Annotated in this window: 12 protein-coding genes, 1 tRNA gene and 1 pseudogene; 7 read left to right on the top strand and 7 right to left on the bottom strand. The window is 70.0% G+C overall.

All coding sequences use genetic code 11. From position 1 onward, the window contains the following. Nucleotides 1-377: 377 nt before the first annotated feature. Nucleotides 378-932: an HD domain-containing protein gene (locus K3A85_RS06730; RefSeq protein WP_225205703.1), complete on the top strand. Its 555-nt coding sequence runs from the start codon at nt 378-380 to the stop codon at nt 930-932. 49 nt (nt 933-981) lie between these two features. Then, nucleotides 982-1,479: pseudogene (locus K3A85_RS06735) on the top strand (restriction endonuclease); the annotation flags it as partial. A gap of 17 nt (nt 1,480-1,496) precedes the next feature. Here the strand turns inward: K3A85_RS06735 and K3A85_RS06740 are convergent. The 7 genes from K3A85_RS06740 to K3A85_RS06770 all read right to left on the bottom strand — a co-directional run bounded on the left by K3A85_RS06740 (nt 1,497) and on the right by K3A85_RS06770 (nt 9,259). Further along, a complete protein-coding gene (locus K3A85_RS06740; RefSeq protein ID WP_225205705.1) occupies nt 1,497-3,275 on the bottom strand; it encodes an alpha-glucosidase in 1,779 nt (592 codons plus the stop codon). Beyond that, on the bottom strand, nt 3,272-4,792 hold the full coding sequence (locus K3A85_RS06745; RefSeq protein ID WP_225205706.1) for a tryptophan halogenase family protein: 1,521 nt from the start codon (nt 4,790-4,792) through the stop codon (nt 3,272-3,274). The genes K3A85_RS06740 and K3A85_RS06745 overlap by 4 nt, the downstream gene beginning before the upstream one ends. Beyond that, a complete protein-coding gene (locus tag K3A85_RS06750) occupies nt 4,789-6,276 on the bottom strand; it encodes a tryptophan halogenase family protein (protein ID WP_404822898.1) in 1,488 nt (495 codons plus the stop codon). Before K3A85_RS06750 ends, K3A85_RS06745 begins: the two co-directional genes overlap by 4 nt. 230 nt (nt 6,277-6,506) lie before the next feature. Then, nucleotides 6,507-6,580, bottom strand: a tRNA-Gly gene (locus K3A85_RS06755). A 161-nt stretch (nt 6,581-6,741) separates the two neighbouring features. Further along, nucleotides 6,742-7,548, bottom strand: coding sequence for a hypothetical protein (locus K3A85_RS06760; RefSeq protein ID WP_225205708.1), 807 nt, complete (start codon nt 7,546-7,548; stop codon nt 6,742-6,744). Between the two features lie 177 nt (nt 7,549-7,725). Then, on the bottom strand, nt 7,726-8,115 hold the full coding sequence (locus tag K3A85_RS06765; protein ID WP_225205709.1) for a bactofilin family protein: 390 nt from the start codon (nt 8,113-8,115) through the stop codon (nt 7,726-7,728). Further along, complete coding sequence (locus K3A85_RS06770; protein ID WP_225205710.1) at nt 8,081-9,259, bottom strand: M23 family metallopeptidase; 1,179 nt, start codon at nt 9,257-9,259, stop codon at nt 8,081-8,083. Before K3A85_RS06770 ends, K3A85_RS06765 begins: the two co-directional genes overlap by 35 nt. A 294-nt stretch (nt 9,260-9,553) precedes the next feature. On the opposite strand from K3A85_RS06770, the gene K3A85_RS06775 reads away from it, so the two are divergent. The 5 genes from K3A85_RS06775 to K3A85_RS06795 all read left to right on the top strand — a co-directional run bounded on the left by K3A85_RS06775 (nt 9,554) and on the right by K3A85_RS06795 (nt 13,594). After that, a complete protein-coding gene (locus K3A85_RS06775; RefSeq protein ID WP_225205711.1) occupies nt 9,554-10,831 on the top strand; it encodes a glutamate-5-semialdehyde dehydrogenase in 1,278 nt (425 codons plus the stop codon). 73 nt (nt 10,832-10,904) lie between these two features. Further along, nucleotides 10,905-11,948, top strand: coding sequence for an aldo/keto reductase (locus K3A85_RS06780; RefSeq protein WP_225205712.1), 1,044 nt, complete (start codon nt 10,905-10,907; stop codon nt 11,946-11,948). Then, nucleotides 11,945-12,601, top strand: coding sequence for a nicotinate-nucleotide adenylyltransferase (locus tag K3A85_RS06785; protein ID WP_225205713.1), 657 nt, complete (start codon nt 11,945-11,947; stop codon nt 12,599-12,601). The genes K3A85_RS06780 and K3A85_RS06785 overlap by 4 nt, the downstream gene beginning before the upstream one ends. A 109-nt stretch (nt 12,602-12,710) precedes the next feature. Further along, nucleotides 12,711-13,097, top strand: a complete 387-nt coding sequence (rsfS, locus tag K3A85_RS06790; protein ID WP_225205714.1) for a ribosome silencing factor — start codon at nt 12,711-12,713, stop codon at nt 13,095-13,097. Between the two features lie 71 nt (nt 13,098-13,168). Beyond that, nucleotides 13,169-13,594 carry a 23S rRNA (pseudouridine(1915)-N(3))-methyltransferase RlmH gene (locus K3A85_RS06795; RefSeq protein ID WP_225205715.1) on the top strand — a complete coding sequence of 142 codons (426 nt, stop codon included), beginning with the start codon at nt 13,169-13,171 and terminating at the stop codon, nt 13,592-13,594. Nucleotides 13,595-13,605: the final 11 nt, after the last annotated feature.

Below are 13,605 nucleotides of genomic sequence, written 5' to 3' on the forward strand. Positions count from 1 at the left end.
CGTGCTCCCCCGCAGCTTCAGTGCCGGGGTTGGCTGGGGCGGCCGATAGCTCCGCCGCCAAGACCGTGCCTCGCTGCCTTCGACCGGGAGCTAATAGCGCCAGATCCGCATAGTCGTCGTGTGATCTTGCGCTTGTCGCGCACGGGTTCCGGCAAAAGCGCCGTGGAATCCGGCAGGGCATTTCATGAACGCGTCATTGAATTACGGTGATGGGGCCCTGCGAGTGTTGGGGACCGTCGGTCTCACGGTTTGACATTGCCTGCGCTTTCGGAAGAACTTGAATGGATTTCGACCCGGTCGCCGGGTTGTCAGGCGGCCTGCGCCGCGACCGGAATTGTCGTGCGTCGAAGGCACGGTGTGAACTGGAGGCAAGGACAATGACCGACCTGACCCACCGTTTCGAGGACGCGCTTGGCCTTGCGACGCGGCTGCATCGCACGCAGCGGCGCAAGGGAACGGACATCCCTTATGTCGCTCACCTGCTCGGCGTCGCCGCGATCGCGCTCGAACTGGGCGCGGACGAGGACCAGGGCGGTGCGCCGGTGCTGGCCGAGATCGAGGCGCGCTTCGGCCCGCGCGTCGCTGGCATGGTCGCCGCCAACACCGACGGAACGCCCGACGCGGCGACTGGCGAGAAGGCCCCGTGGCGGGCGCGCAAACTCGCCTACATCGCAGGCATGGCGGACAAGGACGCAGACGCGCTGCTGGTCAGCCTTGCCGACAAGACCCACAACGCTCGCGCCATCGTCGACGATCTCGCGCTCCACGGCGAAGCGCTGTGGGCCCGCTTCAACGGCGGGCGCGACGGCACGCTGTGGTACTACGACGCGCTGGCCGAAGCGTTCGTCCGCCATCTCCCAGGTCCAGGCGCCGACCGCCTGCGCGCGGTGGTGCGCGAGATGCACGTGTTGGCGAGGGAACTGCCGGCATGATGCGGCCCGCGCTCAGCAACTCAGACACCCGCTTCGGAGCACGCTGGTCATAGCGGCCGCGCGCCGTCGCTTCGCTCAGGTTTCGTTGATTCCGGAGGCGAAGAAGGTCAAGGGCAAGGCGCCGGTCCAGGCCGACTTCCTCAGCGGCGAGGAGGGGCAGGAATACAACCCAACCGAAGTCATCAACGGCATCCGCTCGGCCATCGAGTGCTGGCGTGCTCTGCCCCAAAGCCAGTGGCAGGTGACGCCCACTAGGCAGCGGCTGCTGCGGCACTGGCGCAGGCATCCTCTTGCCGACCAGCGTCCGTTCTTCTGCCAGGTCGAAGCGGTCGAGACGGTGATCTGGCTGACCGAGGTCGCACCGAAGTCCTCGTCGCAGGGGCGCAGGTTCTGGACCCATCTGGAAGCGGCAAACGCGGCGTCCAATCCGGAACTGCTGCGCCTTGCCCTGAAGCTCGCGACCGGCGCTGGCAAGACCACGGTGATGGCCATGCTGATCGCCTGGCAGACGCTGAACGCGGTGCGCCATCCGGTGTCGAAGCGGTTTCCGGGTGACGCCCGGCTTCAGCCGGGGGCGGCGGGGTGCAGGCGGACGAGCGTGGTGGCGTAGGGTTCGAGCACCGGGTCGACGACGTTGGCGGCGCCTGAAGGGGCGCTGGTCATGATCACTTCGCCGGCGCGGGGCGCGGCGTCCGGCCAGCCGGTGATCCTGAGCGCCTGGCGCCGGCCGCTCATGTTGAGCAGCACCAGCACGCCTTCGCCCGAAGGGAGCCGCCGCGCGTAGGCGACGACGTCGCCATTGCCCGAATCGAGCGGCACGTAGGCGCCCTCGCGCAGCGCCGGCTCGGTCCGGCGCAAGGCGAGCAGCTGGGTGTACCAGCCGAGCATCGAGCCTGCCTCGCCCTGCTGGCGCGCGACGTTGACGGTGCGAGCCGCGGGCGCGACGGGGAGCCAGGGCGCGCCGGTGGTGAACCCGGCGCCGGGCTCGCCGGTCCATTGCATCGGCGAGCGTTCGGGATCGCGCTTGTCGGCGACCTTGCGCTTGGGGCCGAGCGGAAAGCCTTCGAGCAGGTCGGCCGGCAGGTCGGCCATGCCGATCTCCTCGCCGTAGTAGAGCAGCGCCGTGCCGCGCAGGGTCAGCGTCATCGCCGCGGTCAGCCGGGCGATGCGGTCGTTGTCGACGCCGTTGCCGAAGCTCGTCCACTGGCGCGAATGGTCGTGGCTGGAGAAGAAGAACACCGGCGGCAGGCCGTCGAGCCGGGTCTCGGCCTCGTCGATGGTCTTCTTGAAGACCTTCGCATCGAGCCTGGTCAGGTTGCCGTAAAGGAAGTTCATCGGCAGGTTGATCTCGTCGGCATGGGCGCCATAGACCTTGCGCAGGTCCTCGATCGTGGCGGTCGAGGATTCGCCGAGCAGGATCGCGTCGCCGGGCACGCTGTCGACCACCTGGCGCAACCCGCGCAGCGCGACGTTGCCTTCCTTCAGCCCCGAATTGTACGGCTTGAGCCAGACCGGCGGTCCGCTCGCGACATCCGGGTCGTTGGGCCAGGCCGGGTCCTCGAACAGGTAGGGCGTCGCATCGAGCCGGAAGCCGCTGGCGCCGTGGCTCAGCCAGAAGCGCATCACCGCGTGCATCGCCGCGCACACCTGCGGGTTGGCCCAGTTGAGGTCCGGCTGCTGGGCGAGGAAGATATGGTAGTAATACTGGCCGGTCGCCTTGTCGAACTGCCAGGTCGAGCCGCCGAAGATCGACTGCCAGTTGGTCGGCGGGCCGCCGTCGGGGGCGGGATCGCGCCAGACGTACCAGTCACGCTTGGGATTGGTTCGCGACGAGCGGGATTCGACGAACCACGGGTGCTGGTCCGAGGAATGGTTCACGACCAGATCGACCAGAACGCGGATGCCGCGCTTCTTCGCCTCGCGGGTCAGCGTGTCCCAGTCCTCGATCGTGCCGTATTCGCGCGCGACGCCGGTATAGTCGGCGACGTCGTAGCCGAAGTCGGCGTTGGGCGAGGGGAAGAACGGGGTCACCCAGATCGCGTCGACGCCGAGCTGCGCGAGGTAGTCGAGCCGCTGGGTGATGCCCTTGAGGTCGCCGATGCCGTCGCCGTCGCTGTCCTGGAAGCTGCGCGGGTAGATCTCGTAGATTACCGCGTTGTGCCACCACTTTGCCGTCGTGCCGGGGCTGGTTGCCGCCGGCGCGGGCGAGGATGCCGGCGCGGGGGGCGTCGCAGGCGCGCTGGCCGCTTGCGCCGGTGCGGCGCCAGCGCCCGAAAGCACGGCCAGCAGCGGGGCGAGAAGCACGGCGCATCTGCGCCTGCGGGTGCGTGAGGGGGTGATCATGCCTGGTCCTGTGCCGCGGGAAGGGGAGGGAGTCCGAGCGCCTCGTCGTGCGAAGGAAAGTTCATCGCGCACCCGGAGAGGAATGCCGCGATGTCGCGGCTGCGATGGAAGTCGACGTCGTCGCGCTGCGTCCGCCCGAGCGGGGGGAAGGCGCCGTACCCTGCGAGCAGGCAGTGCCACGACAGGCTCTGGAAATGGCTCAGGCCCTCCATCCCGGCGAGTTCGGCGGCGAGGTCGCCGCGGCGAAACCAGGTCTCGAGGATATGCAGCAGCGGGTCCGAAAGCGCTTCGTTGGCGCGATTGGCGCGCCAGTAGTCGCTGTCGTCGCGGGTGTTGAGCTTGTAGTGCGCGACGATGTAGTCGCGCACCCGCTCCACCCGGCCGGTGATCACCGCGTTGAAGTCCTCGCGGTGGCGCGCGGTGAACCCTCCGCGCTCGAGGTGGTCGGTGAACAGGTCGACGGTGTTGAGCACCAGATGCAGCGCGGTCGCCTCGAGCGGCTCGACGAAACCCTGGGCGAGGCCGACCGCGAGGCAGTTGTGGTCCCAGTGCCGCGCCAGCTGGCCGGGCGAGAAGGTCAGATGGCGGGCTTCGGCATTCTCGGCCGGCGCGCCGAGGTGGGCGCGCAATTCGGCTTCGGCGCCTTCGGGGGAAAGGTGGTCGCGGCTGTAGACATAGCCGTTGCCGAACCGCGTGGTCAGCGGGATCGACCAGGCCCAGCCGCACGACAGCGCGGTCGAGACGGTCTCGACCGGCACGCCCCGGTGCTGCGGCGTCGGCATCACCACGGCCGCGTCGTTGAACAGGTTGTCCTTGAAGCTCGTGAACGGCACGCCCAGCGCGCCGCGCATCAGCATCGCCGAAAAGCCGCTGCAATCGACGAACCAGTCGCCGGCGATGCGCTCGTCGCGGTCGGTGACCAGCGCGGTGAGATTGCCGTCCGCGGCCTGTTCGCAGCGCACGATCCGCCGCGGCAGGTGCGTGACCCCGAGGCGCACCGCGTGCTCGCGCAGGAACGCGCCGAGGCGGGCGGAATCGAAGTGGTAGCCGTATTCCATGCGGAACGGGAAGTGCGCCGGCGCGAGCGGCGCCTTGCCCGCGGCCGCGAGCACGCCGCCGAGCAGGAAGGCATCGGGCAGGGTGGGCACGTCGAACCCGAGCCGGCGGTTGCGGCAATTGTTGACGAAGGCGTCTTCGGTGTGGAGGTCGAGCTGGGTGGTGAAGGGGTGGCTATACTCGGCCACGCCCGAGGCCGGGCTCCAGCCACGGAAGCGGATGCTGGCCTTGTAGGTGGCGTTGCACGCGGGCATCCAGTCGCGCTCGGCGATGCCGAGCACTTCGAAGAAGCGCTTGAGCGACGGGGTCGAGCCTTCGCCGACGCCGATCGTGGCGATGTCGGGCGCCTCGACGAGCGTGACCTGTGCGCCGAGGTGGGCCCAGCGGTGCGCGATCAGGCAGGCGGTCATCCAGCCCGCGCTGCCGCCGCCGGCGATCACGATGCGCAGCGCTGGCGTCACCGGGCGCCCGCGACCAGGCGCTGCAGGTAGGCGTCGTGGCTGGGCAACTGGTCGAGCGGGCGCGCCTTGAGCTGGGCGAGCTGGGCGAGCTGCGCGGCGAGCTCGGCCTCGCTCGGCCCGTCGGCCAGTGGGTGATGGTCCTCGGGAACGATGCCCTGGCCCATCAGCACCTGCACCCACGAGGGTTCCATGAAGATGTCGTACTGGTCCTGCACCAGCGTGCCGTTGGCGCGGAACAGCGCGATCTTGCGCGCCAGCCGCTCGGGCACCGCCATCGTGCGCAGCTCGGCCCAGAACGCGGAATCGGTGCGCGCGTTGGCGTGGTAATGGAGAATGATGAAGTCGCGGATCAGCTCCATCTCGATGCGCGACTGGCGGTTGTATTCGTCGACCAGGTCGGGCGTGATCCCGGCGTGCGGAAACAGGTGGATGAGCCGCGTGATCGCCGACTGGATCAGGTAGATGCTGGTCGATTCGAGCGGCTCGAGGAACCCGCTCGACAGGCCGACGGCGACGACGTTGTGGTTCCATTGCCGGCGCGCGCAGCCGGTGCGGAAGGCGATGATCCTGGGATCGGCCAGCGCCGGGGAATCGAGGTTGCCGAGCAGGATCGCCGCCGCCTCGTCGTCGCTGTAGTGGCGGCTTGCATAGACGAGGCCGTTGCCGTTGCGATGCTGCAGCGGGATGCGCCACTGCCAGCCCGCGCCATGCGCGATCGCGCGGGTGAACGGCAGCGTGTGCTCGAACCGTTCGGAGGGCACCGCCATCGCGCGGTCGCAGGGCAGCCAGTGGCCCCAGTCTTCGAACCCGGTGGCAAGGTGCTGCTGGATCAGTACGCCGCGGCTGCCCGAGCAATCGACGAAGAGGTCGCCGCTCACCTGCCGGCCGTCGGTCAGGACCAGCGCGGCGACATCGCCGGTTTCGCCGGACCGGACCACGTCGGCGACCTTGCCCTCGGTCCGCACCACGCCGCGCGCCTCGGAATGGCGGCGCAGGAACTGGCCGTAGAGCGCCGAATCGAAGTGATAGGCATAGGGCATGTCCCAGACCGGGTCGTTGCCCCGGGTCGAGGCGAACTTGCCGGCCTCGGCGCTGAGGAAGTTGAGGTCGTAGTCCCAGTAGCTGCCGCCGAAGCCCAGCTTGCGCGCGCGGTTCCAGAAGTGATGGAACGAGGCGAACGCGGTGTTGCGCCCGGCGGTGCCGAAGGTGTGGTAATAGGACTGGCCGACGTCGCCCCAGTTCTCGAAGCGGATGGCGAGCTTGATCGTCGCCTTGGTCTCGCGCAGGAACTCGGCCTCGTCGATGCCGAGCACGGAGTTCACCACCTGGATCGGCGGAATGGTCGCCTCGCCCACCCCGATGATGCCGATGTCGTCGGATTCGACGAGCTCGATCGCGACTTGCGCGCCCAGCACCTTGGACAGCAGCGCGGCTGTCATCCACCCCGCGGTTCCGCCGCCCAGCACGACAACCTTGCCGATCACCCGATCCATCCACCCCTCGCATCGACCCAGCCGCCCGGGTTGTCCCGGGCCGGCCACGCGGTCTTAGAGGAACCTTCGCGCGAGGTTTAGCACAAAATCGAATGCGCTGGCCGCGCCGCGCCTGCCGGAGGGCGTGCAGAAGCCGCATCTGCAAGCGCGGCGCGACGCCATGGGCCTCGCCGGTGCGGGAGTTGCGGGCAGGGGAAGCACGGCCTCGGCGAAGGGGAAAATGGAGCGGGTGAAGGGAATCGAACCCTCGTATTCAGCTTGGGAAGCTGCTGCTCTACCATTGAGCTACACCCGCCCGGTGCCGACGCAGCGGTGCGAGCCGCGCGCTTGCCACCAAGCACCGCCCCGCGTCAATCCCCTGTCGCCAGGCGACCGGTCTTGGCAGGCGGAGCGGCCTCGTGCTGCGCATCGCAGGGCCCGCCGGGGCAAGGGTCGTCGCCGCGCTCCGTCGGCGGCTCAGCGGCAGCGGGGGTGGGTGTGGATGTCGGTCACGCTGTCGACCCGGCCGTCCGCGACGATCACCTGCATGCACTGGCGGGTGCGGCCGTTCCACCAGACGGCGCCGCGACCATTGCCCGACTGGAAGCCGTCGACGCTGCGGAAACCGCGCGATTCGAGGTCGCTTTCGGCCCCGGCAGCGCGCGCGCCCTCGAGATCGTCGAGGTTGATCGACGGCGCATAGCCCGCGCCCCAGCGGTTGGTGTCGCGATAGCTGGTCTTGTCGCGGCGCTGTTCGACGCCGTTCTGGTAGCCCGAACTGTAGGAATCGCTCCGGTCGTAGTTGTGATAGGGTTCGTTATAGAGCCCGTCGTTGTAGCCGCGCTCGTAAGCGGCCTCCTGGCGTTCGTCCGAATAGTGCTGGCCGTTGTCGTGGTGCCCGGACTTGTGCGAGGCAAGGAGGGCGAGTGCGGCGATTGCCGCGACGGCGCCGACCGCCACCGCCGCGTCGCCGCCCTTGCCGGTGCGCTGGTTGCAGTCGGCGGGGGGCACGTCGCTGATCGCGGCGTAGTTGCCGTCCCGGGTCGTCACCATCACGCAATCCTTGCGGCTGGGGTTCCACCAGTAGGTATAGGCTGCGCCGCCCCCCTGATGCCCGTCGGTCAGGACCCAGCCGCGCGATTCGAGCGCGCTCTCGCCCGACGAGCCGCGGGTGCCGATCAGGTCCTGGAGGTCCCCCGCGCTGCGCGCCGTCGCAAGGGTCGGGGCGATGGCCATCGTTGATGCGGCGGTGACGAGCGCGATGCGCGAAGCGATGCGGAGCATTGACGGTTCCTACCTGAATCTGCGGCGAGCGCGTAAGGGCGCATCGGGAACGGCGCGCGCCACCCCGGTGGTCCCGGTCAGGAAAAGTGCGCCATGTCTGCCCGCAAGACCATCGGCCAAATGCCGCCAGCCGATGGGCAGATCACGCCAGCCGCTGCCCGACGGGCAGCGCCCGCGTTATCCGGCGAGGGCGGGAACGACTGCGCTTTCGCTGGTGCGGCGCGACAGGCGGCCGTCGACGTGCGCGCCGTGCTCGATCGTCAGCGCATCGTAGAGCAGGTCGCCCTCGATCCGCGCGCTGCGCAGCACGACCAGTTCGGTCGCGTCGATGTTGCCGACCACGGTGCCGGCCAGCCGCGCCGACTTCGCCGCGATCGCGCCGCGGATCGTGCTGCGCTCGCCCTGGACGAGGCTCGCGCAGGCGATGTCGCCGGTCACCTCGCCGTCGATGTGCAGGTCGGACGAGGCGCTGATGTCGCCGCGCACGACAAGGTCGGCGCCCAGGATCGAAAAGGTTGCGCCGGTGCTGCGGTCAGCCGCGCTTGGCGCGGTCTTGCTGGAAAACATCGCGATTGGCCTCGAGGAACGGACGCGGATTGACCGGGCGGTCGTTGATGCGGACTTCGAAATGGAGGTGCGGGCCGGTCGAGCGGCCGGTGCTGCCGATCTGCCCGATCACCGCGCCTGGCGCCACCTTGTCGCCAAGGTGCGCGCCGATCCGCGACATGTGGGCATAGCGCGTCATCAGCCCGTTGCCGTGGCTGATCTCGACGCAGTTGCCATAGCCTTGGCGCACGCCGGTGAAGCTGATCGTGCCGGCGGCGGCGGCGTAGATCGGGGCGCCGAGCGGGCCGCGGAAATCGAGCCCGGCGTGGAAGGCGGCCTCGCCGTCGAACGGGTCGGCGCGGTAGCCGAAGCCGCTCGAGATGTATTCGAGCCGCGCCGGCAGGGTGTTGGGAATGCGGGCGAGCCCCGCCTGCATCGCGCCCATCCGCTCGAAGGCGCGGCCGAAGGCGAGGAAGCGCGGATCGCCCGGCATCGCGCCGGCGCGGATCAGCGGGCCGCCCATCGCCTTGCGGTCGGCGGCGGCGATCATCGCGGGGTTGAGCCCGACGCGGCGGATCGCGGTCTCGGCGCGGGCGGTCCGCGCCTCGGCATAGCGCGTCAGGTGGTCGACGAGCGCGAGCTGGCGCGCGGCGATGCGATCGAAGCGGCCGGCATCGGGGCCCGCGCCGAGGCCGCCTGCCGGACCGGACACGGGATCGGCCAGCGAAACCTTCGCGCCTGCGGCGGCGGGCGCGCCTGCGGCCGGCGCGCCGGCGGTCGGGGCGTCTGCGGCGGCGGCCGGCAGATCACCGGTATGGCTCTCGACCATGCGTTCGAGATAGTCCTGCCGCCGTTCCAGTTCCTGCGCCACGCCGCCGATGCCGTTGCGGTACCTGGCGACCTGCTCTTCGGCGCGGGCGACCGCGGCCTCGCGCGATTGCAGGCTGGAGCGCTCGCTGCCGGCGAGGATCTGCGCCGCGAGCGCCCAGCCGAGCGCGCCGATCCACAGCAGCAGGACCGCGCAGACGGCGGCGGCAGCGGTCATCTGCAGCTTCCCCGAGATCCGCACGAACTTCACCTCGCCATCGGCGCGCATGAAGAATTCGCGGTCGGGGAACCACCGGCGCAGGCGCACGAGCACCTTTTGGGTGGCGATGGATGACAAGATGGGCGACCCCCGGGTTTGTTTCGTCGTTCACCGCAGCGGTTTGCGCACGGGAACGCATGGGCGTCTAGGCACCGGGCCGGGCAAGGTCGAATCGACTCGGGCCGAATCGTGCCTGGCCAGCGATGAAATGCGCGTGCGCCGCGATTTTTGTCACTTTTGCGGGAACCGCTGCGCCGAATCGGTGTTGTTATGCGCCGGGCGGAGCCGGTGCCTGGCGACTCGTGCGCCGCCAAGGGGCTTCTCACTCCTTGACATGACAAGGCCGCGCCGCGCTGCTAGTCGCAGGGCGCCATGACCGATCAGCCCGACCCCGCCGTGACTTCGCCCCAAGACCTCGTCGTTTCGCTCGGCCGCGCCGGGCGCGACGCCGGCCGCGTGCTGGCGCGGCTGACTCAGGCGGAAAAGGAGCACGCGCTCAAGCTCGCCGCCGCCGCGCTGCGCCGCGCCGCGCCGCAGGTGCTCGCGGCCAATGCCCGCGATGTCGCCGCGGCCGAGGCCAACGGCCTGACGCCCGCGCTGATCGACCGCCTGCGGCTCGACGAGAAGCGTTTGGAAGGCATCGCCGCGGCGATCGAGGACGTGGCCGTGCTGGCCGATCCGGTGGGCGCGTTGATCGACGAGCAGGCGCGCCCCAACGGCATGGTGCTGCAGCGCGTGCGCATTCCCATCGGCCTCATCGGCATCATTTACGAAAGCCGCCCCAACGTCACCGCCGACGCCGCGGCGCTGTGCGTGCGCTCGGGCAATGCCGTGCTGCTGCGCGGCGGCTCGGAAGCGGTCCATTCCAACCGCGCGATCCATGCGGCGCTGGTCGAAGGGCTCGTCGCGGGCGGCGTGCCGCAGGCGGCGGTGCAGCTCGTGCCCACGCAGGACCGCGCCGCGGTCGGCGCGATGCTGACCGCCGCGGGCCTGATCGACATGATCGTGCCCCGCGGCGGCAAGAGCCTCGTCGCCCGCGTTCAGGCCGAGGCGCGGGTGCCCGTGCTCGCCCACCTCGACGGCATCAACCACACTTATGTCCACCACGACGCCGATCCGGCGATGGCCAGCGCGATCGTGCGCAACGCCAAGCTGCGCCGCACCGGCATCTGCGGCGCGATGGAGACGCTGCTGGTCGATGCGACCTATCCCGACCCGCACGGCCTCGTCGCGCCGCTGCTGGCCGAGGGTTGCGAGCTGCGCGGCGATGCCCGCGCCCGCGCGATCGACCCGCGCATCGCCGCTGCAAGCGACGAGGACTGGGACACCGAATATCTCGATTCGATCCTCTCGGTCGCGGTGGTCGACGGGCTCGACGACGCGCTCGCGCACATCGCGCGCCACTCCTCGGCGCACACCGATGCGATCGTCACCAGCGACCAGGCCGTCGCCGACCGCTTCCTCGCCGAAGTCGACAGTGCGATCGTGATCCACAACGCCTCGAGCCAGTTCGCCGACGGCGGCGAGTTCGGCCTCGGCGCCGAGATCGGCATCGCCACCGGACGGTTGCACGCACGCGGGCCGGTCGCACTGGAAGGGCTCACCACCTACAAGTGGCTCGTCCGCGGCACGGGGCAGATCCGGCCGTAAGCGCCGCCCGCCCGGTTGACGGTCCCCTGTCACCGGCTAAACCCGGCGGCGGACGGATGCGAAAGGACAAGCAATGCGCTGCAACCGACTGGGCTCGACCGGCCTGATCGTCTCCGAACTGTGCCTCGGCACGATGACCTTCGGCGTCACCAACGGCCGTTTCGGCGCGATCGCCGGGCTCGACCTCGGGGCCTCGACCGCGCTGGTGAAACAGGCGCTCGATGCGGGCATCAACTTCATCGACACCGCCAACATCTATTCCGAGGGCAAGTCGGAGGAGATCACCGGCCAGGCGCTGCGCGATCTCGGCATCAGGCGCAGCGATGTCGTCATCGCGACCAAGGCGATGGGGCCGATGGGCGCGGGGCCGAATGATGCGGGCATGGCGCGCGTCCACCTCATGGACCAGATCGACGCCAGCCTCGCGCGGCTCGGGATGGACCATATCGACCTCTACCAGATCCACGGCTGGGATCCGCAGACCCCGATCGAGGAGACTCTGCGCGCGCTCGACGATATCGTGCGCAGCGGCCGCGCGCGCTACGTCGGGGTGTCGAACTGGGCGGCCTGGCAGATCATGAAGGCGCTGGGCATTTCCGAGCGGCTCGGGCTCGAACGCTTCGCCTCGCTCCAGGCCTACTACACCGTCGCCGGTCGCGATCTCGAGCGCGAGATCGTGCCGATGCTGGCGAGCGAGGGCGTCGGGCTGATGGTGTGGAGCCCGCTTGCCGGCGGCCTGCTCTCGGGCAAGTACACGCGCGCCGGCGAAGGCGAGGGCCGCCGCGCCAGTTTCGATTTCCCGCCGGTCGAGCGCGAGCGCGCGTTCGACCTCGTCGATGCGATGCAGGCGATCGCCGCCGCCAGGGGCGCAACGGTGGCGCAGGTCGCACTGGCCTGGCTGCTCTACCAGCCGGTCGTCTCGACCGTGATCGTCGGCGCCAAGCGCGCGGACCAGCTCGCCGACAACATCGGCGCGTGCGCGGTCGAGCTCACTGCCGACGAACTGGCGCGGCTCGATGCGCTCTCGGCGCTGCCGCGCGAATATCCCGGCTGGATGTTCGAGCTTCAGGGCAGCTACCGCGCGCAGGCGGTCTCGCCGAGGCGCGTGCCGGGTTGAGTCGATCGCCGATCCATACCGGCCTGCTCGGCGGCAGCTTCAATCCTGCGCACGGCGGCCACCGGCGGATCAGTCTGTTCGTCGCCGGCGCGCTCGCGCTCGACGAGGTGTGGTGGCTGGTCTCGCCGGGCAATCCGCTCAAGCCGGGCGACGGCATGGCGCCGCTCGCCGCCCGCGTCGCTTCGGCGCGGGCGCAGGCGCGACGGGCGCCGATCCGGGTCACCGCAATCGAGCGCGAACTGGCGACGCGCTTCACCATCGACACCCTGCGCGCGCTCAAGCGGCGCTACCCGCGGCGGCGCTTCGTGTGGATCATGGGCGCGGACAATCTGGCCCAGTTCCACCGCTGGCGCGACTGGCGCGGCATCGCCCGGGAGATGCCGATTGCGGTTGTCGCGCGTCCGGGGTATGATGCTTCCGCCCTGGCGAGCCCCGCCATGGCCTGGCTGCGCCGCTGGCGCCGGCGAAGCGGACAGAAATTCGATGGCGCAAGCGGGAGCGCACCGGCGCTGACCATCCTGCGTTTCGATCCCGATCCGCGCTCGGCCTCGGACATCCGTGCCGCCGATCCGGACTGGCATCGCCCGCTGCCCCGGCCGGGATCACTGCACGATGCGGTGACGCACCGACCTTTCGGGCAGAGCGGCGCTTGACCCGCGCATCGCTTCCGCACCGATCCTTGCGGCATATTGCACCGGCGCACGTTGCGGCGCCTGCGCGTTGTGTCATTGAACTGCCCGCCATGGAGACCATCTACCCCACATGACCACCCTCGAACCCCTGCCGGCGGCTGCCGGCGTTGCCCCCAAGGCCGCTCCGGCCAGCCTGCACGATCTCGTGCTGCAGTCGCTCGACGACGACCAGGCGCAGGACGTCATCACCATCCCGCTCGAAGGCAAGAGCTCGGTCGCCGACTTCATGGTGATCGCCTCGGGCCGCTCGACCCGGCAGGTGGCGGCGATGGCGCAGAAGCTCGCCGAGCGGATTAAGCACGGCGGTTACGGCTCGGTGCGGATCGAGGGCCTGCCCGCCGCCGACTGGGTGCTGATCGATGCGGGCGACGTCGTCGTCCACCTGTTCCGCCCCGAAGTGCGCTCGTTCTACAACCTCGAGCGGATGTGGGCGTTCGGCGACCAGGGCGCGGCCTGAGCGAACGACGCGTCGCGCGGGCGGTCTCTGCCTTCCGTCGAGGGCAGGGCCGGGCGCGGGTCTGACACGCCATGCTGCTCCACGTCATCGCCCGCGGCCGCATCGGCCGCTCGCCCGAAGGCGAGCTGGTCGACCGCTATGCGAAGCGGCTCGGCAAGGACTTCAAGGTCACCGAACTGCCCGACAAGGGCGGGACCCTGCCGCCACCGGCGTTCACCCCGGTGCGCACCGTCGCGCTCGACGAGCGCGGGCGCCAGCTTTCCAGCAGCGAATTCGCGCGAATCCTCGAACGCTGGCGCGACGACGGCGTGCGCGAGGCGCGCTTCCTGATCGGCGCGGCCGACGGGCATGACGAGGCGCTGCGCGAAAAGGCCGACCTGCTGATCGCCTTCGGCGCCTGCACCTGGCCGCACATGCTGGCCCGCGCGATGCTCGCCGAGCAGCTGTTTCGCGCCACCAGCATTATCGCTGGCCATCCGTACCATCGCGAGGGATAAGCCGCGCCCAA

The sequence above is a fragment of the Novosphingobium huizhouense genome (assembly GCF_020179475.1).
Lineage (GTDB): Bacteria > Pseudomonadota > Alphaproteobacteria > Sphingomonadales > Sphingomonadaceae > Novosphingobium > Novosphingobium huizhouense.